23 protein-coding genes, 1 tRNA gene and 2 pseudogenes are annotated in these 26,366 nt (G+C 69.5%); 20 read left to right on the forward strand and 6 right to left on the reverse strand.

All coding sequences use genetic code 11. The features are described from left to right. Window positions 1-21 precede the first annotated feature (21 nt). The gene (locus ACFOSY_RS04275; RefSeq protein WP_394305338.1) at window positions 22-1,251 is read left to right on the forward strand and encodes an HNH endonuclease; all 1,230 of its coding nucleotides are present in this window, start codon (window positions 22-24) and stop codon (window positions 1,249-1,251) included. Window positions 1,252-1,281: 30 nt separating this feature from the next. Here ACFOSY_RS04275 and ACFOSY_RS04280 read toward each other — a convergent pair whose 3' ends face one another. Together ACFOSY_RS04280 and ACFOSY_RS04285 are read right to left on the reverse strand one after the other, a co-directional pair. Next, on the reverse strand, window positions 1,282-1,473 hold the full coding sequence (locus ACFOSY_RS04280) for a hypothetical protein (RefSeq protein WP_086683539.1): 192 nt from the start codon (window positions 1,471-1,473) through the stop codon (window positions 1,282-1,284). A gap of 9 nt (window positions 1,474-1,482) precedes the next feature. Then, entirely contained in the window at window positions 1,483-2,331 is an 849-nt protein-coding gene (locus ACFOSY_RS04285) for a helix-turn-helix domain-containing protein (protein ID WP_394305339.1), read from the reverse strand. Window positions 2,332-2,587: 256 nt separating this feature from the next. Between ACFOSY_RS04285 and ACFOSY_RS04290 the strand changes: the two genes are divergently transcribed. Further along, complete coding sequence (locus ACFOSY_RS04290; RefSeq protein ID WP_394305340.1) at window positions 2,588-3,073, forward strand: ATP-binding protein; 486 nt, start codon at window positions 2,588-2,590, stop codon at window positions 3,071-3,073. A 43-nt stretch (window positions 3,074-3,116) separates the two neighbouring features. Here the strand turns inward: ACFOSY_RS04290 and ACFOSY_RS04295 are convergent, their stop codons facing one another. Next, entirely contained in the window at window positions 3,117-3,842 is a 726-nt protein-coding gene (locus ACFOSY_RS04295) for a 5-formyltetrahydrofolate cyclo-ligase (RefSeq protein ID WP_394305341.1), read from the reverse strand. A 224-nt stretch (window positions 3,843-4,066) separates the two neighbouring features. Further along, a complete protein-coding gene (locus ACFOSY_RS04300; protein ID WP_394305342.1) occupies window positions 4,067-4,240 on the reverse strand; it encodes a hypothetical protein in 174 nt (57 codons plus the stop codon). Window positions 4,241-4,381: 141 nt separating this feature from the next. Here ACFOSY_RS04300 and ACFOSY_RS04305 point away from each other — a divergent pair, with 141 nt between their 5' ends. The 4 genes and pseudogenes from ACFOSY_RS04305 to ACFOSY_RS04320 all read left to right on the forward strand — a co-directional run. Then, window positions 4,382-4,774, forward strand: coding sequence for a DUF6083 domain-containing protein (locus tag ACFOSY_RS04305; protein WP_394305343.1), 393 nt, complete (start codon window positions 4,382-4,384; stop codon window positions 4,772-4,774). A 746-nt stretch (window positions 4,775-5,520) separates the two neighbouring features. Next, a complete protein-coding gene (locus ACFOSY_RS04310) occupies window positions 5,521-6,636 on the forward strand; it encodes a hypothetical protein (RefSeq protein ID WP_394305344.1) in 1,116 nt (371 codons plus the stop codon). Beyond that, window positions 6,633-7,883 carry a hypothetical protein gene (locus ACFOSY_RS04315; RefSeq protein WP_394305345.1) on the forward strand — a complete coding sequence of 417 codons (1,251 nt, stop codon included), beginning with the start codon at window positions 6,633-6,635 and terminating at the stop codon, window positions 7,881-7,883. Before ACFOSY_RS04310 ends, ACFOSY_RS04315 begins: the two co-directional genes overlap by 4 nt. A gap of 28 nt (window positions 7,884-7,911) precedes the next feature. Then, window positions 7,912-8,558: pseudogene (locus ACFOSY_RS04320) on the forward strand (tyrosine-type recombinase/integrase); the annotation flags it as partial. A 64-nt stretch (window positions 8,559-8,622) separates the two neighbouring features. Here the strand turns inward: ACFOSY_RS04320 and ACFOSY_RS04325 are convergent. Together ACFOSY_RS04325 and ACFOSY_RS04330 are read right to left on the reverse strand one after the other, a co-directional pair. Next, window positions 8,623-9,287 (reverse strand): annotated as a pseudogene (locus ACFOSY_RS04325) (hypothetical protein). A 242-nt stretch (window positions 9,288-9,529) separates the two neighbouring features. After that, window positions 9,530-9,601: transfer RNA gene (locus ACFOSY_RS04330), tRNA-Arg, on the reverse strand. A 135-nt stretch (window positions 9,602-9,736) separates the two neighbouring features. On the opposite strand from ACFOSY_RS04330, the gene ACFOSY_RS04335 reads away from it, so the two are divergent. The 14 genes from ACFOSY_RS04335 to ACFOSY_RS04400 all read left to right on the forward strand — a co-directional run bounded on the left by ACFOSY_RS04335 (window position 9,737) and on the right by ACFOSY_RS04400 (window position 26,254). Continuing rightward, window positions 9,737-10,213 carry a response regulator gene (locus tag ACFOSY_RS04335; protein ID WP_394305346.1) on the forward strand — a complete coding sequence of 159 codons (477 nt, stop codon included), beginning with the start codon at window positions 9,737-9,739 and terminating at the stop codon, window positions 10,211-10,213. Window positions 10,214-10,313: 100 nt separating this feature from the next. Beyond that, a complete protein-coding gene (gene nrtL / locus ACFOSY_RS04340) occupies window positions 10,314-11,381 on the forward strand; it encodes an ArgS-related anticodon-binding protein NrtL (protein ID WP_394305347.1) in 1,068 nt (355 codons plus the stop codon). Between the two features lie 24 nt (window positions 11,382-11,405). Then, complete coding sequence (gene lysA, locus ACFOSY_RS04345) at window positions 11,406-12,797, forward strand: diaminopimelate decarboxylase (protein WP_394305348.1); 1,392 nt, start codon at window positions 11,406-11,408, stop codon at window positions 12,795-12,797. A 167-nt stretch (window positions 12,798-12,964) separates the two neighbouring features. Beyond that, the gene (locus ACFOSY_RS04350) at window positions 12,965-14,257 is read left to right on the forward strand and encodes a homoserine dehydrogenase (protein WP_394305349.1); all 1,293 of its coding nucleotides are present in this window, start codon (window positions 12,965-12,967) and stop codon (window positions 14,255-14,257) included. Between the two features lie 6 nt (window positions 14,258-14,263). Further along, a complete protein-coding gene (gene thrC / locus ACFOSY_RS04355) occupies window positions 14,264-15,322 on the forward strand; it encodes a threonine synthase (RefSeq protein ID WP_394305350.1) in 1,059 nt (352 codons plus the stop codon). Window positions 15,323-15,742: 420 nt separating this feature from the next. Beyond that, entirely contained in the window at window positions 15,743-16,660 is a 918-nt protein-coding gene (thrB, locus tag ACFOSY_RS04360; protein ID WP_394305351.1) for a homoserine kinase, read from the forward strand. A gap of 418 nt (window positions 16,661-17,078) precedes the next feature. Continuing rightward, window positions 17,079-19,133 (forward strand): transcription termination factor Rho, encoded by a 2,055-nt coding sequence (rho, locus tag ACFOSY_RS04365; protein ID WP_394305352.1) that lies wholly within the window; start codon window positions 17,079-17,081, stop codon window positions 19,131-19,133. A 186-nt stretch (window positions 19,134-19,319) separates the two neighbouring features. Then, window positions 19,320-21,095 (forward strand): trypsin-like serine protease, encoded by a 1,776-nt coding sequence (locus tag ACFOSY_RS04370; RefSeq protein WP_394305353.1) that lies wholly within the window; start codon window positions 19,320-19,322, stop codon window positions 21,093-21,095. A gap of 167 nt (window positions 21,096-21,262) precedes the next feature. Next, the gene (gene rpmE, locus ACFOSY_RS04375; RefSeq protein WP_006130146.1) at window positions 21,263-21,484 is read left to right on the forward strand and encodes a 50S ribosomal protein L31; all 222 of its coding nucleotides are present in this window, start codon (window positions 21,263-21,265) and stop codon (window positions 21,482-21,484) included. Between the two features lie 108 nt (window positions 21,485-21,592). Further along, a complete protein-coding gene (gene prfA / locus ACFOSY_RS04380) occupies window positions 21,593-22,660 on the forward strand; it encodes a peptide chain release factor 1 (protein WP_006130147.1) in 1,068 nt (355 codons plus the stop codon). Window positions 22,661-22,687: 27 nt separating this feature from the next. After that, window positions 22,688-23,533 carry a peptide chain release factor N(5)-glutamine methyltransferase gene (gene prmC / locus ACFOSY_RS04385; protein ID WP_394305354.1) on the forward strand — a complete coding sequence of 282 codons (846 nt, stop codon included), beginning with the start codon at window positions 22,688-22,690 and terminating at the stop codon, window positions 23,531-23,533. Window positions 23,534-23,589: 56 nt separating this feature from the next. Further along, a complete protein-coding gene (locus ACFOSY_RS04390) occupies window positions 23,590-24,237 on the forward strand; it encodes an L-threonylcarbamoyladenylate synthase (RefSeq protein ID WP_394305355.1) in 648 nt (215 codons plus the stop codon). After that, window positions 24,234-24,914, forward strand: coding sequence for an arsenate reductase/protein-tyrosine-phosphatase family protein (locus ACFOSY_RS04395; RefSeq protein ID WP_394305356.1), 681 nt, complete (start codon window positions 24,234-24,236; stop codon window positions 24,912-24,914). Before ACFOSY_RS04390 ends, ACFOSY_RS04395 begins: the two co-directional genes overlap by 4 nt. Before the next feature lie 101 nt (window positions 24,915-25,015). Then, window positions 25,016-26,254: a serine hydroxymethyltransferase gene (locus tag ACFOSY_RS04400; RefSeq protein ID WP_394305357.1), complete on the forward strand. Its 1,239-nt coding sequence runs from the start codon at window positions 25,016-25,018 to the stop codon at window positions 26,252-26,254. The last annotated feature ends 112 nt before the right edge of the window (window positions 26,255-26,366 follow it).

Here is a 26,366-nt window from a genome sequence, read left to right on the forward strand (position 1 = left end):
CGTCCGGCTAGCCTCCCCCGTATGGGGCTTGGGGACATCAGGTACGAGCACGTCATCGCGGCGACCGAGGAGTTCCGCCGTCTGGGCCGGGAGGAGTTCCTCCGGACGTACGGTTTCGGGCGAGCCAGGTCGTACCAGCTGGTCCTGGACGGTCGCCGCTACGACTCGAAGGCCATCGCAGGCGTCGCTCACGGGTATGCCACGGGGGACTTCCTGAGCGCGAAGGACTTCAGCGGCGGTGCGGCCACAGTGGCGCGATGCCTACGCGAGCTCGGTTTCGTGGTGGAGACCGGGGCGCCCTCTGACAACCGCGCCGCTCTCCTGGCCCGCCTGCGGCAACTCAAGGTCTCCCGAGGCCCGGGAAATCCGGCCCCGAGCCGCCACCAGCCGTTGAGCCTCCTGTGGGCGATGGCCCGCGCGGCCGATGACCGTCCCCGCCTGACTCCGTGGCCGAACTTCCGTGACGAAGTCGGTCCGCTCCTGGTCGAGTTCGGCCTTCCCAACGCGAAGGCCACACCGGAGTATCCGTTCTGGCACCTCCAGGGCAGCGGACTGTGGGAGGTTCGGGCCATACCGGCCGAGCTCGCGAAGAGGGCGCCGAGCGTGGGAATCTTCAACGAGCGTCACCCACAGGCGGGCTTCACAGCGGAGACCGCAGACCTCCTCTGCGACCCGGTGACCCGCCTGGAGGCCATCGCCACGATCTGCGAGACGTACCTGGGGGACATCGACCGCCAGGCCCTTTTCTCCCGCATAGGTCTGTCGGGCTACACCACAGCCGGTGGCCTGTTGACCCCATGGGTGGAGGAGACCGGCGGCGCTGACGCGGACGAGTACGGGCGGTCAGTCGGCCCGGCACCGCGCCGTGAGGCAACCCGCTCCGTCATCATCCGCGACGAAGCCCTGGCCAGAAAGGTCAAGGAGCTGGAGGGAGGCCGATGCCAGGTGTGCGACACGGCCCTCCGCTACCTGAACCGCCCGTACAGCGAGGCCGCGCACATAAGAGGCCTGGGCAGCCCCCACCACGGCCCCGACGAACTCCAGAACCTCCTGTGCCTGTGCGCGAACTGCCACGTCCTGTTCGACGGCTTGGAGATCTATGTCGACTCCGAGGGCCTGGTCAGGGGTACGAGAGGCGACCGCGCCCCCCGCCCCCTCCGCCGCGCCCCGGGACATCCGATCGACGAGGCGCACGTCGCCTACCACCGCGACCTCTGCAACCTCAACGCTCGTAAGCCCGCGGCCGGCTGACTCGAACCGCGGCCGGGGATGTCGCGGGCCCTACAGCAGGTGGTCGGCCTTACCGGCTTTGATGTCGGTGATGAGGGTGCGCAGGGCTTCGAGGGAGTCGATGAGGGGGCTTTCCTCCTGACCGACGACGGCTATGTACCCGTTGCCGTCGGCGTCGGTACCGAGGCGGAAGCAGGAGCTGCCCTCAGCGCAGAACGGGGCCTCCCAGGTGATGTCGGGCATCGATACTCCTCATAGTCGGCGTGAGATGTCGCGGATGAAATCTCTGGACCGCTCTGGCGACAGAGCCAGACTTTCCAACAGATCGAGCTGCGCCCGGTATTTCGCCAACTGACCCTCGGCGTGGAGGAAGGTGGGCCCGTGAGAGCTGTCCACCTGCACCGTATCGAGCTGTGGGACGGGCCCTTCGATGTGGACAACCGTCTGCCCTGCACCAGGGAAGGCACCGTGGGCAAAGGGCAGAACAAGCACGGTGACGTTGTCCCGCTCAGAGGCCTCCAGAAGGTACTCCAGCTGGGCGCGGGCGACTTCGGTACCGCCGAACTGCATGCGGAGCGCCGCCTCGTGGATGACCGCGACGTACGGGACCGCTTTGTCGCCGGTGATCACCTGTTGGCGTTCGGCGCGCAGCGCGAGCCGTAGGGCGACCTCGTGTTCGGGCAGGGCGGGAACCGCGGCCCGGAAGATGGCCATCGCCTGTTCGGAGGTCTGGAGCAGGCCGGGCACGTGCACGGTGTTGGCGCCGCGCATGCGCACCGCGTGGCTTTCGATCTCGGCGATGTCCAGCAAGCCTTGGGGCAGGATGCCTCGGTAGCGCTCCCACCAGCCCGTACTCGCCTGGGCCATCTCGATGAGCGCCTCGATGTACGTCTCATCGGTCACGTCACAGTTGCAGGCCAAGGTACGCAGGCGGTCGGCGCTGATGGTCCGGACTCCGGACTCGATGTTGGAGATCTTGCCCCGGTCCACACCCAGTAGCCCCGCTGCGAACTCCGCGGACATCCCTGACACGGTACGGATGCGCCGCAGCTCACTTCCCAGACGCTTCTGCCGTTCTGTGGGGGTGGTCCTCGGGGGCATCGGGATTCCTTCCATCCGAGGCAGGGGTCGGTAGCGGTGCTCGGAGGCCGCCCTACCTCTCCGTGGTGAATTCTTTGGAGCGCGTGGGAAATTTACCACCGGCTGCTCTACTGTCGGTATCGCGCACGCTACACACAGCAACGCCGGAAGCGCACCGCGCGAGCATGCCCGCCTGCCCTGGGACGGGTGTGCCCGCGACCAGGGCGGCAGGCCACCGGCGATTCCCGAACCCCTCACGACAGCACTGGAGTTCGTCATGCCCGAAATCCCCGTGGTACCCGCTCACTGGCACTTCCCTGCCCACCCCGCCTCCGTACGGCGGGCCCGCCACGCCGTAACCGAATCCCTGCCCCACGCCCTCCGCCCGCACTTGGGCGACGGCCTGAGCCTGCTGACCTCCGAACTGGTCACCAACGCCATTCGCCACGGGGCCTGCCGAGAGGACGAGGACGTCATCGAACTAGTGCTGTGGCCGGCCGACGGCCACTACTGGCTAGCCGTCTCCGACCCCGGCACCGGCACCGACGAGCCCGCACTGTCCCACCCGGACGCGGCCTCCGAAACCGGCCGGGGCCTGCTCCTCGTCGACAACCTCGCCACCGCCTGGACCGTCCGCCCCCGCCCCACACGAGGAACGTCCGTGATCGCAGGCCTGTCTCTCCGCCAAGGTGCGCGACCCGATGGGACATTCGGACGGCCCGGTCCTCCGGCGCGGCCCTGCCCACACTGTCTGACCGGCTGACCGAACTCGACGGAGCCGGGGCCGTTGCTCGCGGCTTCGGTCCTCAGGAGACCTGTCGAGCCGCGAGTGCTGGGATGGCGGCGATCTTCTCCGCTGTGAGCACCGACCAGTCGACCCCTGTCGGTCGGTGAGGGTTCGCGCAGGTGATGGTCTCCTCGGGGGTCACGATCAGGTCGACGCCGACGTCATGCTCAGTGGTAGGAATCGGCGTCTCGGTCACCTGGAGTGAGTGGACGGTGGTGACGACGACGGTCTCCGGCGTCACCAGGCCCGCCTCGGTGAGCAGGGCGAACTCGATGTCGGAGTAGCCGGCGCCCTTGCCGATGCGAGCGCCGTCGCGATTGACGGCGACGCTGCCAAGGACGATCAGGTCCAGTGGGCGGAGGGCGTCGACCTCGACGGTGGGGGCGATGGCGGCAGCGGTGCGGCTGGCAGCGGCCTCTGCGGGAGGGACGGTGAGGGCAGCCGGGTCGAGGAGGTAGAAGGGCTTGAGGGAGGCCAGCTTCGGAACCGCCATGTAGACGGTCTTGCCTTCCCCCAGGGCCCTCGCACGCGCCGGAAGTTGAGCCTTGTCCGGCACAGCCTTGACGACGCTCGCACGCTGCCAGGCTGGGAGCGTCGCAAGTCGAGCAGCAGCTTCCTCGGCACCCTTGAAGTGGGGGATGCGGCCGTGCACGGAGGGGTCATGGACGGCGTCTGCGGCGGTCAAGGCGTCCCAGATCTGCGTACGCACTGCGTGCTTGGCGCGGTCCAGGCTGTTGGCTGCCACCAGCCTCTCCTTCGCGGCCGGCAGCCGAAGCGACCGACAGCCCTTTGACGGTCGTTGCCACGGTCGTATGTGCTCGTTGAGGAAGTTGACCGCGTTGTCGGTGACACGGAAGTTGGCTAAGAGACCGAATCTTTCATGAGCGATGTGCACGTCCGTGTGGGGGAGCATCGATACGCGTACCACACCGACGCTGATTGCCCTGCGCTGAACGGCAAACAGGAGACCTACAAGGGCCGGACCGAGATGCCGAGGGAGAAGGCGGAGGCGCAGGAACTCAAGCCATGCAGGCAGTGCCGGAAGTAGCAGCGCTGCTTCTTGGCGGCGGCAGGCGTCTTCGACGACGCTCCTGACCTGACCGTGAGCCCTCCGGCCCGCTCGGGCCGGAGGGCTACTGCCACCTCTCGGCCGTGTGCGGTTGGCCGTTGGTTGCAATGCGCACCTGCCGCGTCGTGTTCTGCCCCGCTGATGGTCGGCCGCATCAAGGGACGCGTCCGGTCGGCGCTCTACGCCCGGTGTACCAGGCCCGCGACCCTGACGGTATGGGGCCTTCAGACGAGAAACCGCGGCGGCTGGATGGTGGGCAGTCCCGGTGTCCGCGGTGCGGGTTGCTAGGGGATTGGGTGGCGACGCTGGAGCATGACTGGGTGCTGTTGGAGCCGGACATGCGTCCGCTGGCTCACACGGTGCCGGCGGGCCGCCGATGGATCGAGCTGTCCGACGGGAGGGTGACGGTCTACGCGGTGTGTCCACCGGAACAGTTCCAGCGCTGCCGTGTCGAACACGATCTCGCGTGTCCGGCACAGCCTCTGCCGGACCTGTGGCCGTGGCTGACAAGCCTGCGGATCGAGAACGCGCGGCGAGTGGAGCGACAGAACGATCCGGAATATCCGGAACCACGCATGCCTCCAGAGCAAAGGCCGGACGCCGGCTGAGGTCGGCGGCGGAACTACGGCGCTGCATTTGGATGCACGTACGCGAAGACCTCGGCTGGCCTCAGCGTTTCCGCTGTGACGGGGTCTGCGGGCACCCTCATACGAGTGCCCCGGCGGGATCAGGATCTGCGCACACGGCTCCAGAGGGCCTGTGTCGATTCAACGTTTGTGCAGGTCACGCGGCTGTGGACTACATCGCGCGGCTCTGTTTTCCACAAGCCAAGCAGTGCATAGGGGATCCACTAGTGCAAGTAGGTGCAGGCACCATGGCGCTCCGCGTGAGTTAGCTCCCTAAGCTGGGGCGGAGGCAGCGTTGCCGGCTTGCCGCAGTAACTCCAGCGACCTGCTGACTGAGTGAGGCAGCTTGGGGCGTCACTCTGACCGTAGCCTCGGAAGGGGCTATCAGGTGTAGACCATCAAGCTCGGGAGAGGCCCTCGCAGCGCAGCTGGCCAGCGGTGCTCCCGGAGGCCGTCGTCATCAAGCTCCCAGTTGACCTGGGCCGGAGGATCACATACTCTTCCACTGAGGCACTGATGGCCATGCTGCATGCTTCCTCATATCGGGGAGTAAGGTAGGCATGGAGAAAAGCAACTGCCGAGTCGGGAGAGTCCGCTCGTCTCTGTAACAGGGGTGAGGGGTAGGGCCCGAGCCACAAGGCTCTAGTCGGCGTTCGCGATGTTACCGGTGTACTCCTCTGTAAGGTCAACCCTCATTGGGGCTGACCCATACCCAAGAGGAGCACTAGGTGTCAAAGAAACAAGAGGGCGGTTTCAGCGAGGAAGCTCTGCGAACCGCGCCGCACAACGTTCTTTCTACCTCGTCTGCAGAGTCACGTTTGGCGGGTGGCTCCGAGCCGGAAGGGCGTGCCTCCGATGACACAGGGGCGGATTCACGCCCTGCACCGGAGAGGTACACGGTCGATACAGCGGATCTTGACCGCGCTTTTGCGTGGCTACGCCAGGCCGTGGTCCAACTGAACGAGCGAGGTGCACGAACAACAGCTGCAGGCGTCAAGTCTGAGGTGCTACGCCTAACTGACGCACAGTTTCGTGAAAGCGATCTAGGCTTCACGTCCTTCCGATCCTTTCTTGAGGCCGCTGAAGAAGCTGGCGTCGTCATCCTTGCGCTTCCCGAACCAGGATCCGGCCTCGACGTAGCCGTCTCGCTGGACGGAAGCCTGGCCATCAATACCGCCGTTCAGAGGCCTGCTAGGGCTTCGCGGCGCCGCATTCGACCGGACCTGTGGACTGCCTTCGTCGACTGGAATCAGAAATTTGTTCGCCTCTGGGATCGATCGACGGAAAGGGCCGTGATCTTCCCAGTCCTGCCGAGTGCCGATGAGCCAGCGGCCATTAGGCGAATGAGGGACAGGTTCGCGAACCACCCCGAAAGCTTCGTGCCCATTCAGCCGATCAGCCAGGAACAGCAGCTTGAGTGGATGAGGAGCTTCGCAGAGTCTGTCTCATCGGAAGCCCCAGACCTCTCACGCTGCCTAGAAGAGCCGCGTCCAGCAGCTTCGTTCGCACGGACCCTGCGTGGCGACCCCGTACTTGGCGAAGCCTGGCGTTCCCGCCTATCCAACCTGGTGCACAGCGTCATTGAGGCATGGGTCGCCCAGAATGATCTTGACATCGATCCAAGGGAGGTTCCCTTCGGATCTGACCAGGCGGAGACGCCAAGGTCGCTGAAGGGCCCCAGGCGTTTCGGGACACGCGAGATGGCCGGACAAGATCGACTGAGCTGGCCGTCCCGAGAGCAGGGGACTGATCTTCGCGCCCAACTGCTGGCGGTCCTCTCCGAATTGAGCACGGATGAGCTCATGCAGATCAGGGTGCCGATCGTCTATGCTCTGCGTCCATGAGCGGCCCAGCATCCGACGAGTACAGTCTGCGGCGCCTTTGTAGAGAAGCGCGCGAGATTCCCGGATCGACGGGGCCTGTCGCGAAACAGCATCCGCTGGGACTAGGGATCCGACAAAAACAAGAGTACAAGTTGGCGCGCGGTGTAGCGCGGCTCCCTAAGGTCGAATCCGGCCTCACGAACCTTCGTAAGACGACAGCAGAGGAGATCCAGTTCCTCAGCTCGGCCTTGAGAGAGCCAGCGTGGGGTGAGCTGCTCGGCCGGCCAAGTCTAATTGCGGAGATTGCGACCCCATCACCAGAGCGCCTGTTGGCTGAAGGCATTGTTGTACCGCAGTCCATTGAGCCTGGTCGGCTTCGCGAACTGGTGCTCGGCGTAGTGGTGAGACCCGGAGATTTAACCCACACAAGCGGCACGCTTAGTTCTGTGCCGCTAGCGGGAATCGCTCGCCTCATCGTGGAAACCTCAGAACACAACCCTGGTATATCCACCAACGCCTGGTGTTCCGCAAGCTGGACAGCGTCGACAGTGGAACTCATCAGCCTCCTTGAGACGTGCTTTCTTGACTCAGCGACCTCGGCGCAGAAGTCGGGAAAGCGAAGCTCTGCGGCAGCACTTGTAGATGAGGCTGTCGTAACCGAAACGGGGGACAGGTTGACAGCTGCGGCGGCGATCTGCGGGTACGACCTTACGACATTTGCGCCGCTTGATCTTCATGACTCGGCGATATCCGCGATGCGGTCGCGAACGCCGTCTCTTTTGCTCGTACAGTCCTCTGTGCTGAACCAGGCGCATCAGGTAATCGAGCTATTCTCCAGGGCCTCCCCACGAAAGCCGATCCTGCTCCAGGCGACCAGTCCGGATGGCGTTTTGACAGCATTGAGGGCTAGGTTGCACGAGTGCTCGGGAGTTTCTTCCGGGCTCTTTCTCTTCGGCCAAAACTCTACCGAGGAGGACGACGGGTATACGTACGTTACGCAAACAGCGCTACCCGTCCTGCGGGCGGGGCGAAGGGCTCGACACCCAAAATTCAAGGTAATCGTGGAATGCCTCGAAGCAAAAAAGTGGTACTCGCGTGATCTTGCGGATCATTCCAGAAGTGGGATGGTAGCGTTTAAATGCTTCGAGAGCAGTGCTACAGGTCTAGATTGGGTCGCCGACTTGGATGAAAAGGGGCAGATCATTACGGGAAAGCATAAGGGGCCGGTTGGACTCCATATTCCATGGAAGGAACTCGCTTTTGAGTGATGGGCTATCGTTGCTAACCCGGAGTAGGCGGAATCTCCTGGCGGCGGGCTCCTACGTGGGCGGGTACCGGCGTGCCCGTGGTCGTCGCCTCGTGGGTCTGTTCGCCGCCATGTACTTCGGCCGCCTCCGGCCGGCGAAAGCGGTCGGCCTCGTCGAGACGGACTGAGCCTCCCCAGGCAGGGTTGGGGCTCGGCGCTGCTCCGCTGGACCCCGTCCGTCTGTCGGTAAGCAGTGGACCGACTGGGGGGCCCATGACGACCGCGGGCTGAAGAACCGGCCGAACGAGGACGTCAGGCGGGTGCCCATCCCGCCCCACCTCGTTGTTGTGCTCCGTGAGCACCTGGCCACCTGGCACGGCGGACGACGGACGGTTGTTCTTCAGTGAGAAGGGCTCGCTCGTCCCGTCTTCGACCTACTACCGCGTGTGGCAGGAGGTCCGGCTCCTCGCGCTTCCGCGGGCCGTCGCAGCCTCGCCGCTCGCGAGTAGGCCGTACGTACGACCTCCGACATTCGGCGCTGTCGACGTGACTCAACGCCGGTGTCGACCCGACCGAGGTGGCCGAGCGTGCCGGCAACAGCGTCGAGGTCCTGCTGACTCGCTGCGCAAAGTGCCTCGACGGATGGCAGGACGTCGCCAACCGGCGCATCGAAGACCTGCTGCGCGAGTACGAATAGGCGCCTCCAACCACCTCCGAGGCCCCTCGTATCGCGTCCAGGGCTTTCATCGGTGCTCTGCGTCTCAGCTCGTCGGATAGCCGGTCTCCGCGATGTCCTCCGAGAGAACCGCCAGGACGATTTCCGAGTTCAACGCGCGGACCACTTCCTCGGTCAGCGGGCGGGAAGAGAAGACGTGACGAACGGCCTCCAGATCGACCGGGACCTCGTAGTAGTCCTCGGCCCACCGCTGAAACGCCTCCGGGGTGCGATCCACCAATAGCTGGAAGAGATATCCGGCACCGTCCGGATCCTCTGTTGCCGCATCGGGAAAAGCGATCGATCCCGACTTCCAGCGGTCGTCGGCTGCCTCTCGCCACGTACAGGCAGTGACAAGGGGCATTTCGTCCTCATCAGAAAACGCCGGCTCCTCGACGCACGTCCGGAAGACCTCAGGAACTTCGTCGAGCACTCGCGGCCATGGCCCGTCCTCTGCATAGGGACTCATGGGCGATTCGTGATCGAATCCCCGCACGTAGGCGCCGGCGGCTGAGAACACGATCGAGTACTCGTCGCCCGACCCACTCCGCATCGAGGCCATCGACTCCGTCTCGGACCAGTGGTCGTCGAAGGAGTGGCGACGGCTCTCCCACTCAGGGCTCAGGACGGCCTCAAGACCGCCATGGAACGGCAGTGTTCACGGAGGACTGCTATCTCGGGCAGGTGTCGAGCAACGTCATGAACGGTCACCCGCTTATCCAAGCGCACGCATCCGACACATCAGGTTTCTGCCCGGCGGCTCACTGTCGCACCGGCCCCAAGGCCACGAACAGCCCGACTCACCTGGGGCAACGCTCCAAGATCCCGTCCACGCCTCGTCCACAGACCCCGACATACGGCCGCTTCGGGCTGCATACGCCTGCACAAACGCGAAGACCCCGACCTCAGCGTTACCGCTGTTGACGGGGTCTTGTAAGGCACCTAATCCAAGGTGCCCCCGGCAGGATTCGAACCTGCGCACACGGCTCCGGAGGCCGTTGCTCTATCCCCTGAGCTACGGGGGCGTGTCTCTCGCGGTGATCGCGGCGACGGGTAGAACACTACCAGTTCTCCGGGGGTGGTCATGAACCACTTTCCGCGTCCGGCCACGGTCGCCCCGATCGACTCCCCGTACGCCCCGTACCCCGGACGGGGCAGAAGTGGGGAAACGCCGGACGCGGTGGCCGGTCCCGACCTACTCTCGAGTCGTGCCGAGCACTTCGGGCCGGGTTCTTGTGGTGGACGACAACAAGGTCATCCGGCAGTTGATCAGGGTCAACCTCGAGCTGGAGGGCTTCGAGGTGGTGACCGCGGCCGATGGTGCCGAGTGTCTGGAAGTCGTGCATCAGGTGCGGCCCGACCTCATCACCCTGGACGTCGTCATGCCCCGGCTCGACGGGCTCAGAACCGCCGGGCGGCTGCGGTCCGACCCCCGGACCGCCGGCGTTCCCCTCCTCATCGTCTCCGCCTGCACCCAGCACGAGGTCGAGAGCGGCCTCGATGTCGGCGTCGACGCCTTCCTCGCCAAGCCCTTCGATCCGCAGGAGCTCGTGAGGGTCGTGCAGTCGCTCATCGATTCCTCGACCGGGCGGGTGCGGGGATCCGGAGACGCCGAGGCCGCCGCCGGGCACGCCTAGCTGTCCACCCTCGTCCACCCTCGTCCATCCCCGTCCACATCCCGGGACAAGCCCCTAACCTGCTCGCCTACCCACCCCCCTCCTCGCCTACGCTTGTCCCGTGACCCCTGTCGAGCTCTCCCGCACCGTGCTGCACGCGGTGCGTCGTGCCGTCGACGAGGGAGAACTCGCCGTGGCCGTGCTGCCCGAGCGCGTCGTCGTCGCGCCCCCCGGGCCCGGAGGCTGCGGCGACTACGCCACCAACGTCGCCCTCCAGCTCGCCCGCCCGGCCGGGAAGCCCGCCCCCGCCGTCGCCGAGCTGCTGCGGACCCGACTTCTCCGTACCGACGGAATCCATGACGTTGTCGTCACCGGGCCCGGGTTTCTCAACATCTCCCTCGCCGGCGGCGCCGACGCCCGCCTCGCACGCCTCGTCCGCGACATCCTCCGCGCCGGCCCCCGGTACGGGCACACCGACACCCTCGCCGGGCAGGCACCGCAGCTCCACGCCGCCCCCGAGGTCCGCGCCCTCGTCCTCATGGACTCCGTCGCCCGGGTGCTCCGGTCGCAGGGGGCCCGGCCCCATATGCATTGCGCCCGCCCGCCCCGGGACGCCTGGGTCCGCATCCTCGGCGTCCCCAGCGACATCACCGTCGCCCCCGGCACGGACACCGCCCTCCGTCCCGTCCCCGCCCCCGCCGACCCCACCCCCCTCGGCCGCGACGCCGCCCGCTGGGCCCTCCTCCACCCCGCCCCCCACGACCGCCCCCGCATCGGCGGAGCCGAAAACGACGCGCACCTCGCCCAGCGCGAGACCAACCCTCTCTTCCGCGTCCGGTACGCCCACGCCCGCGTCCGCGCCCTCCTCCGCAACGCCGCCGACCTCGGCTTCACCCCCGAGCCCGGCCCCCTCGCCTTCGACGGCGACGCCCAAGCCGTCATCCAGCCCCTCTCCGACCACCCCCGCGTCCTGGCCGCCACCGCCGCCCACCGCGCCCCCGACCGGCTCGCCCGGCACCTCGTCGCCGTCGCCGACGCCCTGGCGCCCCTGCTGCCCACCGTCCTGCCCCTCGGCGACGAGAAACCCTCGGCCGCCCACCGTGCCCGGCTCGCCCTCGCCGAAGCCGCCGGGACGGTGCTGGCCGGCGGCCTGTCCCTGCTCGGCATCGACGCACCCGACCATCTCTGACACCTCTGAGAGAGCACGCGAACCATGAGCCGTTCCGCACACCCCGCCGGGCCCCGTCACGCCGACGTCCTCCCCGAGGGGCACTACCTCGCGCCGCCCGCCGACCCGAACGCCCTGGACCCCAAGGTGTGGTCCGAGACCGTCACCCGGGACGACGACGGCGTGCTCACCGTCGGCGGGATCGACGTCAAGCGGCTCGCCGAGGAGTACGGCACCCCCGCCTACGTCCTCGACGAGGACGACTTCCGCTCCCGGGCCCGCGCCTGGCGCACCGCCTTCGGTGACAACGCCGACGTGTTCTACGCGGGCAAGGCGTTCCTGTCCCGGGCCGTCGTGCGGTGGCTCGACGAGGAGGGGCTGAACCTCGACGTCTGCTCCGGCGGCGAGCTGGCCACCGCCCTGTCCGCCGGGATGCCCGCCGAGCGCATCGCCTTCCACGGCAACAACAAGTCCGTCGCCGAGATCCGCCGCGCCGTCGAGGCCGGGGTCGGGCGGATCGTGCTCGACTCCTTCCAGGAGATCGTCCGGGTCGCGCACATCGCGCGTGAGCTCGGTACGCGGCAGCGGGTGCAGATCCGTATCACCGTCGGCGTCGAGGCGCACACCCACGAGTTCATCGCCACCGCCCACGAGGACCAGAAGTTCGGCATCCCGCTGGCCGGCGGGCAGGCCGCGGAGGCCGTGCGCCGTGCGTTGCAGCTCGACTCGCTCGAACTCATCGGCATCCACTCCCACATCGGGTCGCAGATCTTCGACATGTCCGGCTTCGAGGTCGCCGCGCACCGCGTGGTCGGGCTGCTCAAGGACGTCCGGGACGAGCACGGCGTCGAGCTGCCCGAGATCGACCTCGGCGGCGGCCTCGGCATCGCGTACACCAGCGACGACGACCCCCGCGAGCCGCACGAGATCGCCAAGGCGCTCACCGAGATCGTCACCCGTGAGTGTGAGGCCGCGAAGCTGCGCACTCCTCGGATCTCCGTCGAGCCGGGGCGCGCCATCGTCGGGCCCACCGCGTTCACGCTCTACGAGGTCGGCACCGTCAAGCCGCTCGACGGGCTGCGCACGTACGTCTCCGTCGACGGCGGGATGTCGGACAACATCCGCACCGCCCTGTACGACGCCGAGTACAGCGTCTCCCTCGTCTCCCGCTCCTCCGACGCCGAGCCCATGCTCGCCCGCGTCGTCGGCAAGCACTGCGAGAGCGGTGACATCGTGGTGAAGGACGCGTTCCTGCCCGGCGACCTGGCACCGGGTGACCTGATCGCCGTGCCGGCGACCGGGGCGTACTGCCGGTCCATGGCCAGCAACTACAACCACGTGCTGCGGCCGCCGGTGGTCGCGGTCAAGGACGGTCAGGCGCGCGTCATCGTCCGGCGTGAGACGGAGGAGGATCTGCTTCGGCTCGACGTCGGCTAGAGGCGGGCAGGGGCGGCCTGAGGCGGTGACCGCGCCGGTGGAAGATTTTCCGCCGGCGGCGGTCATGGAAATGAAATAGATGTCTCACGATCCGGACTTCGCGCAGAAAGTCCCGTTCGGTGGGTGAGACTGGTGCAACCGAGACGGTAATCAGGAAACGAGGTCGGATGATGCGTACGCGTCCGCTGAAGGTGGCGCTGCTGGGCTGTGGAGTGGTCGGCTCAGAGGTGGCGCGCATCATGACGACGCACGCCGACGACCTCGCCGCCCGCATCGGGGCCCCGGTGGAGCTCGCGGGCGTGGCCGTACGGCGGCCGGACAAGGTGCGCGAGGGCATCGACCCCGCGCTGATCACCACGGACGCGACCGCCCTGGTCAAACGCGGCGACCTCGACGTCGTCGTCGAGGTCATCGGCGGCATCGAGCCCGCCCGCACCCTCATCACCACCGCCTTCGAGCACGGCGCCTCCGTCGTCTCCGCCAACAAGGCCCTCCTCGCCCAGGACGGCGCCGCGCTGCACGCCGCCGCCGAGGAGCACGGCAAGGACCTCTACTACGAGGCCGCCGTGGCCGGCGCCATCCCGCTGATCCGCCCGCTGCGCGAGTCCCTCGCCGGCGACAAGGTCAACCGGGTGCTCGGCATCGTCAACGGCACCACCAACTTCATCCTCGACAAGATGGACTCGACGGGGGCCGGCTACCAGGAGGCTCTCGACGAGGCCACCGCGCTCGGGTACGCCGAGGCCGACCCCACCGCCGACGTCGAGGGCTTCGACGCCGCCGCCAAGGCCGCCATCCTCGCCGGGATCGCCTTCCACACGCGCGTGCGCCTGGACGACGTCCACCGCGAGGGCATGACCGAGGTGACGGCCGCGGACTTCGCCTCCGCCAAGGAGATGGGCTGCACCATCAAGCTGCTCGCCATCTGCGAGCGGGCCGAGGACGGCGCGTCGGTCACCGCGCGCGTGCACCCGGCGATGATCCCGCTCAGCCACCCGCTGGCCTCCGTGCGCGGCGCGTACAACGCCGTGTTCGTCGAGTCCGACGCCTCCGGCCGGCTGATGTTCTACGGCCCCGGCGCGGGCGGTTCCCCGACCGCCTCCGCCGTGCTCGGCGACCTGGTCGCCATCGCCCGCAACCGGATCAACGGGACCACCGGTCCCGGCGAGTCCGCGTACGCGGCGCTGCCCGTCTCGCCGATGGGCGAGGTCGTCACGCGCTACCACATCAGCCTGGACGTGGCCGACAAACCGGGTGTCCTCGCCCAGGTCGCCACCGTGTTCGCGGAGCACGGTGTCTCGATCGACACGGTCCGCCAGCAAGGCAAGGACGGGGAGGCGTCGCTCGTCGTCGTCACCCACCGCGCGTCCGACGCGGCCCTCGGCGGGACCGTGGAGGCGTTGCGCAAGCTCGACACCGTGCGTGGTGTCGCCAGCATCATGCGGGTTGAAGGAGAGTAACCAGCAATGACCCACCAGTGGCGCGGAATCATCGAGGAGTACCGGGACCGGCTGCCGGTCTCCGACACCACGCCGGTCGTGACGCTCCGTGAGGGCGGTACGCCGCTCGTGCCCGCGCAGGTGCTCTCCGAGCGCACCGGCTGCGAGGTCCACCTCAAGGTCGAGGGCGCGAACCCGACCGGGTCCTTCAAGGACCGCGGCATGACCATGGCCATCTCCAAGGCGAAGGAGGAGGGCGCGAAGGCGGTCATCTGCGCCTCCACGGGCAACACCTCGGCCTCCGCCGCCGCGTACGGCGTGCGGGCCGGCATGGTGTCCGCCGTGCTGGTGCCGCAGGGCAAGATCGCGCTGGGCAAGATGGGCCAGGCCCTGGTGCACGGCGCGAAGATCCTCCAGGTCGACGGCAACTTCGACGACTGCCTCACGCTGGCCCGCGCGCTGAGCGACAACTACCCGGTGGCGCTGGTCAATTCGGTCAATCCGGTGCGCATCGAGGGGCAGAAGACCGCCGCGTTCGAGATCGTGGACATGCTGGGCGACGCCCCCGACATCCACGTCCTGCCGGTGGGCAACGCGGGCAACATCACCGCGTACTGGAAGGGCTACAAGGAGTACGCCGCCGACGGCGTCAGCACGCGGACCCCGCGCATGTGGGGCTTCCAGGCCTCCGGCAGCGCCCCGATCGTGCGCGGCGAGGTCGTCAAGGACCCCTCGACCATCGCCACCGCCATCCGCATCGGCAACCCCGCCTCCTGGGACTTCGCGCTCGCCGCGCGGGACGAGTCGGGCGGCGCCATCGACGAGGTGACGGACCGTGAGATCCTGCGCGCCTACCGGCTGCTGGCCTCCCAGGAGGGCGTCTTCGTCGAGCCCGCGTCCGCCGCGTCGGTCGCCGGTCTGCTGAAGGCCGCCGAGCAGGGCCGGGTCGACCCGGGGCAGAGGATCGTCTGCACGGTCACCGGCAACGGTCTGAAGGACCCCGACTGGGCCGTCGCCGGCGCCCCGCAGCCGGTCACCGTCCCGGTCGACGCCGCGACCGCCGCCCAGCGGCTCGGTCTCGTCTGAGCCGCGCAGGGCCGGCCGCGTCCGGCCGGTGCGCCACCGGGCGGCGGGCCGCGCGCCCGCACCGGCGCCCCGCGCGCTCACACCGACGCCGAACCGCAAAACCGGCGTAAGGACGCGCCCGGCCGGGGACGCTCCCTACAGGGGGTGCACAGGGGGCTTGCGACACGCATCGTGCGCCTCCTGTGCGCCCTATGTCGCAGGTGAACCTTCCTTCGATAGGCTGTAGGGAACCCGCCCGCCGCATATGCCGCGGCAGTGCGTCGTCCCCAGGGTCCCGCCAGTGACCCGGGACGGCCCGGAAGCGGCCGGCCAGCCCGGTCGGCGGCGGCCTCAGGGTTCTCGTACGCCCCTCGAATGTCCATCGAATGTCCATCGAACGTCATTCGACAGTCCACGCAGCTCAAGGAGAGTCTTCGAGCGATGGCCGGTCCCGCGTTCCGCGCCGCCGCCGTCCGGGTGCGCGTCCCCGCCACCAGCGCCAACCTCGGCCCGGGCTTCGACGCCCTCGGCCTCGCGCTGGGCCTCTACGACGACGTCGTCGTCCGGGTGGCCGACTCCGGGCTGCACATCGACATCGCGGGTGAGGGCAGCGAGACCCTCCCGCGGGACGAGAGCCACCTTCTCGTACGCTCCCTGCGCACCGCCTTCGACCTGCTCGGCGGGCAGCCGCGCGGTCTGGAGATCGTCTGCGCCAACCGCATCCCGCACGGCCGGGGCCTCGGCTCCTCCTCGGCCGCCATCTGCGCCGGGATCGTCGCCGCCCGCGCCGTGACCATAGGCGCGGAGGCCAAGCTCGACGACACCGCGCTGCTCGAGCTGGCCACCGAGATCGAGGGCCACCCCGACAACGTCGCGGCCTGTCTGCTCGGCGGTTTCACCCTGTCCTGGCTGGAGGGCGGCGCCGCCCGGGCGATCAGGATGGAGCCCGCCGATTCCATCGTTCCGGTGGTTTTCGTGCCCGGGAAGCCGGTCCTCACCGAGACCGCGCGCGGACTGCTCCCGCGCACCGTGCCGCACGTCGACGCCGCCGCCAACGCGGGCCGTGCCGCCCTGCTCGTCGAGGCCCTCACCCGGCGCCCCGAGCTGCTGCTGCCCGCCACCGAGGACCGCCTGCACCAGGAGTACCGCGCCCCGGCCATGCCGGAGAGCGCCGCACTGGTGGAGCGGCTGCGCGGGGACGGCATCCCCGCGGTCATCTCCGGCGCCGGACCGACGGTCATGGCGCTGGCCGACGCGGGCACGGCCGACAAGGTCGAGGCACTCGCCGGCGCCGACTGGGCCGCCAACCGGCTGAGCCTGGACGTCCAGGGAGCGAGCGTTCTGCCGCTCGCGACCTGACACGGTTGCCGGATTTCGAGAGGGGGAATGTTTGTTGGATCCGGTAGTGTTAACCTCAAGTCTGCACCCGACCCCACCATGGCGAGGTGCCTCGTGTCCCCGTCCGGGACAGACATTCTTCCGGGAGCCCCCCAAGCCGCACTGTGTCCACTGCTTCGTACGCGGGCAGTACGTCGTACGCGGACACTGAACGGCCCGCAGGTGGGGGCACCCCCTCTGGGGGAGCTTCGGAACCGGTGCGACCACGCCACGTGACACTGGGTGCCACGGCTCGGGGGAGCGCCATCACCAGATATCTCTTCCGCCGCGCAGGCGGACAACCGCCCCGGCACGGTCCACACATCAGGGAACGATGCCGGACAGCACAACCGGTCGCCGAGCCAGACAGGCCGACGTCCGCTCCAGGGAAGGACCCTTCGTGAGCGACACCACCGATCTGATGGGCGCACGTGTCGAGGAGACCGCTGCCGCGCCCGCCACGGACGCTTCCGCGCCTGCCTCCGGTGCCGGCTCCCGGCGGCGCCGCGGTACCGGCCTCGAGGGCATGGTGCTGGCCGAGCTTCAGCAGGTCGCATCCGGCCTCGGCATCAGGGGCACGGCGCGCATGCGCAAGAGCCAGCTGATCGAGGTCATCAAGGAGGCGCAGGCCGCCGGTGGAGGCACCCCTTCCGGGGACGCCCCGGCCAAGGCCGAGTCCGCCGAGACCAAGCCCAAGCGCCGCGCCACGTCCCGCACGCGTACGGGTGACACGGCCGAGAAGGCCGAGAAGAAGACCGAGGCCAAGGACGAGCAGGCGCCCGCCGACAAGGCCGCGGCCCAGCAGTCCATCGAGATCCCCGGCCAGCCCTCGCCGAAGGCGTCCGCCGCCGAGCAGGCCGCGGAGGCCGCCCCCGAGCGCCGCCGCCGTCGCGCCACCGCCGACGCGGGCGCCCCGGCCGCCGCGACCGAGACGATCACGGCCGAGGCGAAGACCGAGACCAGGACCGACGCCCCGGCGCAGCAGCAGCCGCAGCAGGGCGAGGCCAAGTCCGACCACGACGGCGGCGAGGGCCGCCGGCGCGACCGCCGCGAGCGCGGCCGCGATCGTGACCGCGGGGACCGTAACGACCGCGGTGACCGTGGCGACCGCGGCGACCGCCGGGGCAAGGGCGACGACCAGCAGCAGAACCAGGGCGGCGGCCGTCAGCAGAACCAGCAGGGCGGCGGCGGGGGCCGTCAGGACGACGGGTACGACGACGACGGAGGCGGCCGCCGTGGCCGTCGCGGCCGCTACCGCGACCGCCGTGGCCGCCGTGGCCGCGACGACGTGCAGGAGCCGCAGATCAACGAGGACGACGTCCTGATCCCCGTCGCGGGCATCCTGGACATCCTCGACAACTACGCGTTCATCCGGACCTCCGGCTACCTGCCCGGCCCGAACGACGTGTACGTCTCCCTCGCCCAGGTCCGCAAGAACGGCCTGCGCAAGGGCGACCACATCACCGGCGCGGTCCGCCAGCCCAAGGAGGGCGAGCGGCGCGAGAAGTTCAACGCGCTGGTGCGCCTGGACTCCGTCAACGGCATGGCGCCCGAACACGGCCGCGGCCGCCCGGAGTTCAACAAGCTGACCCCGCTGTACCCGCAGGACCGGCTCCGTCTGGAGACCGACCCGGGCGTGCTGACCACGCGGATCATCGACCTCGTGTCGCCGATCGGCAAGGGCCAGCGCGGTCTGATCGTGGCCCCGCCGAAGACCGGCAAGACCATGATCATGCAGGCGATCGCCAACGCGATCACGCACAACAACCCCGAGTGCCACCTGATGGTCGTCCTCGTCGACGAGCGTCCGGAAGAGGTCACCGACATGCAGCGGTCGGTGAAGGGCGAGGTCATCTCCTCGACCTTCGACCGCCCGGCCGAGGACCACACCACGGTCGCGGAGCTCGCCATCGAGCGCGCCAAGCGCCTGGTGGAGCTGGGCCACGACGTCGTCGTGCTGCTCGACTCGATCACGCGTCTGGGCCGTGCGTACAACCTCGCCGCGCCCGCCTCCGGCCGCATCCTGTCCGGTGGTGTCGACTCGACCGCCCTGTACCCGCCGAAGCGCTTCTTCGGTGCGGCCCGCAACATCGAGGACGGCGGCTCGCTGACCATCCTCGCCACCGCCCTGGTGGACACCGGGTCCCGCATGGACGAGGTGATCTTCGAGGAGTTCAAGGGCACGGGCAACGCCGAGCTCAAGCTCGACCGCAAGCTCGCCGACAAGCGGATCTTCCCGGCGGTGGACGTCGACGCGTCCGGCACCCGTAAGGAAGAGATCCTGCTCGCCAGCGACGAGCTCGCCATCGTCTGGAAGCTGCGCCGGGTGCTGCACGCCCTCGACCAGCAGCAGGCGGTCGAACTGCTCCTCGACAAGATGAAGCAGACCAAGTCGAACGCCGAGTTCCTGATGCAGATCCAGAAGACGACGCCGACGCCGGGCAACGGCGACTGACGTCACCCCTTCCCGGGCCCGCGCGTGAACTGTTAGGGCCCCGCGTGTGAACGCGAAACGGCCGTCCCTTCACGGGACGGCCGTTTTTCGTGCACAGATGTGGTCGGACAGGTGTACGATCACGCTGCTTCGGGTTGTCTTTGAACGCGTTCAGACCCGAACTCACCATCCCGAGGGGGGAATTGCATGGCTATACCCATGTCCGGATCCGGGCGTCGCAGACGCCGGTTCGCCGTGGTCGCGGCCGGTGCCGCCGCGGCCGTCTCCGCGACGCTGATGACGGCGCCCGCGGCCCAGGCGGAGCCCGCGCTGCCGCAGCCGAAGGTCTCTCCGGCGGCCGAGACGCCGTCGCAGACCGAGCTGGTCCGTCGCGTCGTGGGCGCGATGGCGGCGGACGAGGCCGCCCGGGCGAAGGACAAGGCACAGCTCAGCACGAGCGGCAAGGCCGACTCCGGCATCGACCCGAAGATCATCGGTGGCACCACCACCACGATCTCCGCGGCGCCCTGGATGGCGCAGCTGCACTACTACGACCCGATCGCCGACGAGGGCTTCTTCTGCGGCGGCGTCGTCGTCGCGCCGACGAAGATCCTCACCGCCGCGCACTGCGTCAAGGGCTACAACTGGTACGCGAACGGCGCCGTCGTCACGGGAGCCACCCAGCTGCCGTCCGCCGACGGCGACCTGCACGGCGGCACCGCCACCGCCGTCTGGCGCCAGTGGCACAACCCGGCGTACAACGAGGCCGCCATCGACAACGACATCGCGCTGCTCACGCTGCCGGTGCCGGTGAAGGCGACCCCGCTGCGCATGACCACGGCGGGCGACACGGCCTCGTACACGCCCGGGACCAACGCCCGGGTCTACGGCTGGGGGCGCACCACCTCCACCAACAACGAGATCTCCGAGTTCCTGAAGACGGCGACGCTGCCCATCCAGTCCGACGCCACGTGCGAGGGCGCCTGGGGCAGCGACTACGTCCGCGGGCACATGGTCTGCGCGGGCACGCCCGCCACCGGCAGCGACGCCGGCACCACCACCGCCTGCAACGGCGACTCCGGTGGTCCGCTGGTGGTCAACAACCGGATCGTGGGCGTCGTCTCCTGGGGCGTCGAGGACTGCGTGGCGAAGGGCGCCTACGGTGTCTTCACCAAGGTGGCGAGCTACGTCGGCGTCACCTACCCGCGTGTCGACGACACCGACATCAACGGCGACCACCGCGCCGACCTGTGGGTCCGCAACAGGTCCACGGGTGTCGGCTACTCCCGCAACTCGCTGAGCTCGCGGTTCGCCGCCCAGGAGCAGTGGGGCGACTGGCGGGGCGTCAACACCGTCCTCCAGACCGACCTCGACCGCGACGGCTACCAGGACCTCGTCTACCGCGCCACCGACGGGACCCTGTACTGGGCGCACTACGTGATCTCCAGCAACAGCTGGGCCACCAAGCGGCTCAGCACCGGCTGGAAGACCGTCCGCCAGATCGTCACCCCCGGTGACGTGACCGGCGACTACCTGCCCGACCTGCTGATGGTGGACTCGGCGGGCGTGCTGTGGACGTACCCGGGCAAGGGCAACGGCACCTTCTCGGCCCGTCTGAAGACGGGCACGGGCTGGGCCGGGTTCGACGTCCTGCGCGGTCACGGCGACTTCACCGGCGACGGCCGCACGGACCTGGTGGCCCGGGTCCGCAGCACCGGCGACCTGTACCTGTACAGGGGCACCGGCAAGGCCGGCTCCGGCTCTCTGACGGGCCGGACCAAGCTGGCCACGTGGAAGAGCACGACGTACAACGCCATCGTCACGGTCGGGGACGTCAGCGGCGACGGGAGGGCGGACCTGCTGGCCCGCACCCCGAGCGGCACGATGTACCTGTACCGGGGCACCGGCCGCAGCGCCGCGCCGTTCTTCTCCGCGCGGCTGTCGATGGGCACGGGTTACCAGAACTACGACCTGCTGGGCTGAGCCCACCGCCCGTCCGCGGAAGCGCGAGGTGGCCCCGGGAATCTTCCCGGGGCCACCCCCGTTTTGGGAGACGGCGCCAGTCCTGGCAGACTGGTACGTCGGCCCCGGTTCACGCTCCCGCATCCCGCGGCGGCGACCCGGCGCCCTCCCGAAACCTAGGAGACACCTTGAAGCGCGACATCCACCCCGAGTACGTCGAGACGCAGGTCAGCTGCACCTGCGGCGCGTCGTTCACCACTCGCTCCACGATCTCCAGCGGCAACATCCGCGCCGAGGTCTGCTCCGAGTGCCACCCGTTCTACACGGGCAAGCAGAAGATCCTCGACACCGGTGGCCGTGTGGCCCGCTTCGAGGCCCGCTTCGGCAAGGCCGCCGGCTCCAAGAAGTAGCGAGCACCGAATCGCCGGTCCACGGCCGCGCCCCCGCCCGGGGGCAGGCCGGGACCGGCGTTTTTGGTCGCCCGCCCCTTCACCCACGTACACCGCAGGAGCCCCAAGATGTTCGAGGCCGTCGAGGAACTCGTCGCCGAGCACGCCGACCTGGAGAAGAAGCTCGCCGACCCGTCGGTCCACTCCGACCAGGCGAACGCGCGCAAGCTGAACAAGCGCTACGCCGAGCTCACCCCGATCGTCGCCACGTACCGCTCCTGGAAGCAGACCGGCGACGACGTCGAGACCGCGCGTGAACTGGCCGCCGACGACCCGGACTTCGCCGCCGAGGTCAAGGACCTCGAGCAGCGGCGCGAGGAGCTCACCGAGAAGCTGCGGCTGCTGCTGGTCCCGCGCGACCCCAGCGACGACAAGGACGTCATCCTCGAGATCAAGGCGGGCGCGGGCGGCGACGAGTCGGCCCTGTTCGCCGGCGACCTGCTGCGCATGTACCTGCGCTACGCCGAGCGCGTCGGCTGGAAGACCGAGATCATCGACGCCACCGAGTCCGAGCTGGGCGGCTACAAGGACGTCCAGGTCGCGGTGAAGACCCGCGGGCAGACCGAGCCCGGCCAGGGCGTGTGGGCCCGGCTGAAGTACGAGGGCGGCGTGCACCGCGTGCAGCGGGTGCCCGCCACCGAGTCGCAGGGCCGCATCCACACCTCCGCCGCCGGCGTCCTGGTGACCCCGGAGGCCGAGGAGGTCGACGTGGAGATCAACCCGAACGACCTGCGCATCGACGTCTACCGCTCCTCGGGACCGGGCGGGCAGTCGGTCAACACCACCGACTCCGCCGTGCGCATCACGCACCTGCCGACCGGCGTCGTCGCCTCCTGCCAGAACGAGAAGAGCCAGCTGCAGAACAAGGAGCAGGCCCTGCGTATCCTGCGCTCCAGGCTCCTCGCCATGGCGCAGGAGGAGGCGGAGCGCGAGGCCGCCGACGCCCGCCGCAGCCAGGTCCGCACCGTCGACCGCTCCGAGAAGATCCGCACGTACAACTTCCCGGAGAACCGCATCTCTGACCACCGCGTCGGCTTCAAGGCGTACAACCTGGACCAGGTCCTGGACGGCGACCTCGACGCGGTGATCCAGGCCTGCGTCGACGCGGACTCGGCCGCCAAGCTCGCCGCCGCGTAAACCCCGTAGACAGCCCGGAGGACCGTCGTGAACCTGCTGCTCGCCGAGGTGGCCCAGGCCACCCAGCGGCTCGCCGACGCCGGCGTGCCCTCGCCGCGCACCGACGCGGAGGAGCTCGCCGCGTTCGTGCACGGCGTCAAGCGCGGCGAGCTGCACACGGTGAAGGACGCCGACTTCGACGCCCGGTACTGGGAGGTCGTCGCCCGTCGCGAGGCCCGCGAGCCGCTCCAGCACATCACCGGCCGGGCCTACTTCCGCTACCTGGAGCTCCAGGTGGGCCCCGGCGTGTTCGTACCCCGCCCGGAGACCGAGTCGGTGGTCGGCTGGGCCATAGACGCGGTGCGCGCGATGGACGTCGTCGAGCCGTGCATCGTCGACCTGTGCACCGGCTCCGGCGCGATCGCCCTCGCCCTGGCCCAGGAGGTGCCGCGCTCCCGCGTGCACGCCGTGGAGCTGTCCGAGGACGCCCTCCAGTGGACCCGCAAGAACATGGAGGGGTCACGGGTCGACCTGCGCCAGGGCGACGCCCTGACGGCCTTCCCGGACCTCGACGGCCAGGTGGACCTGGTGGTCTCCAACCCGCCGTACATCCCGCTCACCGAGTGGGAGTACGTCGCCCCCGAGGCCCGCGACTACGACCCCGAGCTGGCCCTGTTCTCCGGCGAGGACGGCCTTGAGCTGATCCGCGGCCTGGAGCGCACCGCGCACCGGCTGCTGCGCCCCGGCGGCGTGGTCGTCGTCGAGCACGCCGACACCCAGGGCGGGCAGGTGCCGTGGATCTTCGCCGAGGACCGCGGCTGGACCGACGCGGCCGACCACCCCGACCTGAACAACCGCCCCCGGTTCGCCACCGCCCGCAAGGCGCTGCCGTGACCGCCACGGCGCATACTTCATCCCCCATGCAGCACGTGTACGAGGAGGCCCGCTAAATGGCTCGGCGATACGACACCAACGACGCGACCGACCGCGCGACCGGTCTGCGTGAGGCCGCGTCCGCCGTGCGCCGGGGCGAGCTCGTGGTGCTGCCGACGGACACCGTGTACGGCGTCGGCGCCGACGCCTTCACCTCGGAGGCCGTCGCCGACCTGCTCCAGGCCAAGGGCCGCGGCCGCAACATGCCCACGCCCGTCCTCATCGGCTCCCCGAACACCCTGCACGGCCTGGTCACGGACTTCTCCGAGATGGCCTGGGAGCTGGTCGACGCCTTCTGGCCGGGCGCGCTGACGCTGGTCGCCCGCCACCAGCCGTCCCTCCAGTGGGACCTCGGTGACACCCGCGGCACGGTCGCGGTGCGCATGCCGCTGCACCCGGTCGCCATCGAGCTGCTCACCGAGGTCGGCCCGATGGCCGTGTCCTCCGCCAACCTCACCGGCCACCCGGCGCCGGAGAACTGCGACGCCGCCCAGGAGATGCTCGGCGACTCCGTCTCCGTGTACCTGGACGGCGGCCCCACCCCCGGCAACGTGCCGTCCTCCATCGTCGACGTCACCCGCCCGGTGCCCCTGCTGCTGCGCGAAGGCGCGATCTCGCCCGACGAACTGCGCAAGGTGGTACCCGATCTCGAGGTGGCGAATTGACGGCCCCTGAGGCGGGGCGTGGCATAGGCAACGGGGAACGGGCAGCGGAGATCACGACCACCTTCGTGGGGCTCCCGCGCGACACCTTCCGGATCCTCCACGTCAGCACCGGAAACGTGTGCCGCTCGCCCATCACCGAGCGGCTGACCCGGCATTTCGTGCTCCAGCGCCTGGGTGTCCTCGGCGGCGGCCTCGTCGTCGAGAGCGCCGGCACCTGGGGCCACGAGGGCGCCCCGATGGAGGCCCACGCGGAGACCGTGCTGGCCGAGTACGGGGCGGACGCCTCCGGCTTCACCGGCCGGGAGCTGCTCGACGAGCACGTCATCCGCGCCGACCTCGTGCTGACCGCGACCCGCGACCACCGCGCCCAGGTCATCTCCATGGGCCACTCGGCGGGGCTGCGCACCTTCACGCTGAAGGAGTTCACCCGCCTGGTGAACGCGATCGACCCGGCGACCCTGCCGCCCCTGGAGGACGGCCTGGTCATGCGCGCCCGCGCACTGGTCCGCGCGGCCGCCGCACTGCGCGGCTGGCTGCTGGCGCCCACCGCCGAGGCCGACGAGGTGCATGACCCGTACGGCGCCCCGCTGACCTTCTTCCGGTCCATCGGCGACGAGATACACCAGGCGCTGGATCCCGTGGTCACGGCGCTGACCGGAGTGCCCGCGCGGACCTGAGCGCCCGGCGGCGCCCGCGAGGCGGATGCAAGAACCCGGGCGTACCGGGACGGGCGGGCCTACATTGGTCGTACGTCAGTGCCGACGTCCGGGAGTCCATGATGACGGTCACCCCTGCGCTCGAGGCCGATGTCCTGCGCCGGCAGGACCCCGAGCTCGCCGACGTGCTGCTCGGGGAGCGCGAGCGGCAGGCCACCACGCTCCAGCTGATCGCCGCCGAGAACTTCATGTCGCCCGCGGTGCTGGCCGCCCTGGGCTCGCCGCTGGCCAACAAGTACGCCGAGGGCTACCCGGGCAACCGGCACCACGGCGGCTGCGAGATCGCCGACGTGGCCGAGCGGCTCGCCGTGGAGCGCGCCCAGGCGCTGTTCGGCGCCGAGCACGCCAACGTCCAGGCGCACTCCGGCTCCTCCGCGGTGCTCGCCGCCTACGCCGCCCTGCTGCGCCCCGGCGACACCGTCCTCGCCCTCGGCCTGCCCTACGGCGGCCACCTCACGCACGGCTCGCCGGTCAACTTCTCCGGCCGCTGGTTCGACTTCGTCGGCTACGGCGTGGACGCGGAGAGCGGCCTGATCGACCACGAGCAGGTGCGCGCCCTGGCCCGCGCCCACCGCCCCAAGGCGATCGTGTGCGGGTCCATCTCCTATCCGCGCCACATCGACTACGCCTTCTTCCGCGAGGTCGCCGACGACGTGGGCGCCTATCTGATCGCGGACGCGGCGCACCCGATGGGGCTGATCGCCGGGGGAGCGGCGCCCAGTCCACTGCCGTACGCGGACATCGTGTGCGCGACCACGCACAAGGTGCTGCGGGGGCCGCGCGGCGGGATGCTGCTGTGCGGGGCGGAGCTGGCCGAGCGGGTGGACCGGGCGGTGTTCCCCTTCACCCAGGGCGGGGCGCAGATGCACACCATCGCCGCCAAGGCCGTCGCCTTCGGCGAGGCGGCGACCCCGGCGTTCGCGGCGTACGCCCACCAGGTGGTGAGCAACGCGCGGGCGCTGGCCGCCGCGCTCGCCGCGGAGGGGCTGGCCGTCACCACCGGAGGCACCGACACCCATCTGATCACCGCCGACCCGGCCCCGCTCGGCGTCGACGGGCGCACCGCGCGCGCCCGGCTGGCGGCGGCCGGACTGGTGCTCGACTGCTGTGCGCTGCCGCACGACGACGACCGGGGGCTGCGGCTGGGCACGGCGGCGGTGACCACGCAGGGCATGGGCACCCGGGAGATGACGCTGGTCGCCGGTCTGCTGGCGAGCGTGCTGCGGGGCGGCACGGACGCCGCACGGGCCCGGGAGGACGTCCGCGACCTGGTGGCGGCCTTCCCGCCGTACCCGCGCTGAGCCGGCCGGCGGGGGTGAGCGGCCGGGGACCCGGCCGTCCGTGCAACCATCGTCGGTACCCGGAAGTCCCCACTCTTATGCGCCCCTCGCTAGGGTGTGGGGCTGTGAAGGC

Origin of the sequence: Streptomyces lusitanus (assembly GCF_042647945.1) — a bacterium.
In the GTDB taxonomy this organism is placed as follows: domain Bacteria; phylum Actinomycetota; class Actinomycetes; order Streptomycetales; family Streptomycetaceae; genus Streptomyces; species Streptomyces pseudogriseolus.

What these genes read in the sequence shown, in the direction of transcription:
- ACFOSY_RS04315 (WP_394305345.1), top strand. Translation starts at nt 6,633, where the DNA reads ATGAGCGGCCCAGCATCCGACGAGTACAGTCTGCGGCGCCTTTGTAGA.
- prfA (WP_006130147.1), top strand. Translation starts at nt 21,593, where the DNA reads ATGTTCGAGGCCGTCGAGGAACTCGTCGCCGAGCACGCCGACCTGGAG.
- lysA (WP_394305348.1), top strand. Translation starts at nt 11,406, where the DNA reads ATGAGCCGTTCCGCACACCCCGCCGGGCCCCGTCACGCCGACGTCCTC.
- ACFOSY_RS04400 (WP_394305357.1), top strand. Translation starts at nt 25,016, where the DNA reads ATGACGGTCACCCCTGCGCTCGAGGCCGATGTCCTGCGCCGGCAGGAC.
- ACFOSY_RS04305 (WP_394305343.1), top strand. Translation starts at nt 4,382, where the DNA reads ATGGGGCCTTCAGACGAGAAACCGCGGCGGCTGGATGGTGGGCAGTCC.
- ACFOSY_RS04390 (WP_394305355.1), top strand. Translation starts at nt 23,590, where the DNA reads ATGGCTCGGCGATACGACACCAACGACGCGACCGACCGCGCGACCGGT.
- ACFOSY_RS04370 (WP_394305353.1), top strand. Translation starts at nt 19,320, where the DNA reads ATGGCTATACCCATGTCCGGATCCGGGCGTCGCAGACGCCGGTTCGCC.
- ACFOSY_RS04285 (WP_394305339.1), bottom strand. Translation starts at nt 2,331, where the DNA reads ATGCCCCCGAGGACCACCCCCACAGAACGGCAGAAGCGTCTGGGAAGT.
- ACFOSY_RS04290 (WP_394305340.1), top strand. Translation starts at nt 2,588, where the DNA reads ATGCCCGAAATCCCCGTGGTACCCGCTCACTGGCACTTCCCTGCCCAC.
- ACFOSY_RS04350 (WP_394305349.1), top strand. Translation starts at nt 12,965, where the DNA reads ATGATGCGTACGCGTCCGCTGAAGGTGGCGCTGCTGGGCTGTGGAGTG.
- thrC (WP_394305350.1), top strand. Translation starts at nt 14,264, where the DNA reads ATGACCCACCAGTGGCGCGGAATCATCGAGGAGTACCGGGACCGGCTG.
- ACFOSY_RS04280 (WP_086683539.1), bottom strand. Translation starts at nt 1,473, where the DNA reads ATGCCCGACATCACCTGGGAGGCCCCGTTCTGCGCTGAGGGCAGCTCC.
- ACFOSY_RS04275 (WP_394305338.1), top strand. Translation starts at nt 22, where the DNA reads ATGGGGCTTGGGGACATCAGGTACGAGCACGTCATCGCGGCGACCGAG.
- thrB (WP_394305351.1), top strand. Translation starts at nt 15,743, where the DNA reads ATGGCCGGTCCCGCGTTCCGCGCCGCCGCCGTCCGGGTGCGCGTCCCC.